The organism is Aminiphilus sp. (assembly GCF_029975095.1).
In the GTDB taxonomy this organism is placed as follows: Bacteria; Synergistota; Synergistia; order Synergistales; family Aminiphilaceae; genus Aminiphilus.
Genome location: NZ_JARKPW010000044.1, coordinates 1 through 1,585, shown reverse-complemented (window position 1 = coordinate 1,585; position 1,585 = coordinate 1). Strand labels below are relative to the sequence as shown.

Annotated in this window: 1 protein-coding gene; it reads left to right on the top strand. The window is 57.7% G+C overall.

Translation table 11 applies throughout. The features are described from left to right. Positions 1 to 50: 50 nt before the first annotated feature. A complete protein-coding gene (locus tag Q1K49_RS02865; protein ID WP_300522570.1) occupies positions 51 to 1,544 on the top strand; it encodes a sugar ABC transporter ATP-binding protein in 1,494 nt (497 codons plus the stop codon). Positions 1,545 to 1,585 lie beyond the last annotated feature (41 nt).

Genomic DNA, 1,585 nt, shown 5'->3' with positions numbered 1-1,585 from the left:
TGCTCGCCGCGGTGCTCGACCGGATCAAGAACAAATAAAGGAAGGATGCCATGGCTGAACCGCTTTTGCAGCTGAAGAAGATATGCAAAAGTTTCCCTGGCGTCAAAGCCCTCGACGACGTCGATTTCTCCATTCGGGAGGGCGAGGTCGTCGGACTGCTCGGCGAGAACGGCGCAGGGAAGAGTACGCTCGTAAAGATCATCTCTGGTGTCTATATGCCGGATTCCGGGGACATGGTCTGGCACGGAAACAAGTTCAATATAAAGTCCATCATGGATGCCCAGGAGAGGGGCATCGCGATCATCTTCCAGGAACTCAACAACTGCCCGAACCTCTCCGCGCTGGAGAATCTGTTTCTCGGCCGAGAGATCCGCTCCAGGGCGGGAGTGGTCGATTTCCGCGCGATGAAAAAAAAGGCCCAGGAGATATTCTCGTATCTAGGCGTACAGATACCCCTCGCCACCCCTGTTGGCAAACTCTCGGTCGCCCTTCAGCAGATGGTGGAGATCGGCAAGGCCCTCCTCACAAAGGCAAAACTCATCATCATGGACGAGCCGACGAGCTCCCTCACCGAAAAGGAAACGCGGAAGCTCTTTCAGATCATAAAGGAACTGAAGGCCCAGAACATCACCGTCATCTTCATCTCGCACAAGCTCGAGGAAGTCTTCGAAGTGACCGACAGGCTTGTCGTGCTGCGCGACGGCAGGCGCGTCGGCGAACTCGAGACGAGTGCTGCAAACCGGGATTCGCTGGTGTCCCTCATGGTGGGCAGAGAGATCCACTCGTTTTTCTCAAGCCGAAGCAAGGCGGCGGGGACGGAGGTACTGCTAAAGATCGAGAACTTCTCCGGTCCGCCCAATGTGAGCGGAGTGAACTTCGAACTGCACCGCGGAGAGATCTTGGGGCTGGCGGGACTCATCGGGGCGGGGCGAACCGAACTCGCGCTCCTCATGTTCGGCGCTGAGCAGAAAACCTCGGGCAAAATGTTCCTGCAAGGGAAAGAGATACACGTGCGCTCTCCCCGCCAGGCGATCGAGAACGGGATCGCGTATCTCTCCGAGGACCGCAAGACAAAGTCCCTCATCCTGCCGATGATGGTCCGCGAAAATATCACCATGTCGATCCACGGCACTCTTTCGGGTTTCCTCGGCACGCTGAACAGGAAAAAGGAGCGCGAGCTCGCGAATTCCTTCGTCCGCCTGCTCGAAATCAAGACGAGCGGACTCGATCAGGTGGTGAACAACCTTTCGGGAGGGAACCAGCAGAAGGTGGTGGTCGCAAAGTGGCTGGCCACGGAGCCCTCGATTCTGATCCTGGACGAACCCACGCGGGGCATCGATGTGCACGCGAAGGCGGAGATACACAAGCTCATCACGGACCTCGCTGACAAAGGCACGAGCATTATCCTCATCTCGTCCGAACTGCCCGAGGTCGTAGCGCTGTCGGACCGCGTCCTGGTGATGCATGAGGGGAAAGTCCGCAGGGTGCTGGACAAAGCGGAGATTTCGCAGGAAAACATCATGGGGGCCGTCTTCGCGCGCTGAATGCGGATATAAAGAAGGCCGGCACAGGCCCTGACGGGCTC

Coding starts and splice junctions, on each gene's coding strand:
- Q1K49_RS02865 (WP_300522570.1), top strand. CDS start 51: ATGGCTGAACCGCTTTTGCAGCTGAAGAAGATATGCAAAAGTTTCCCT.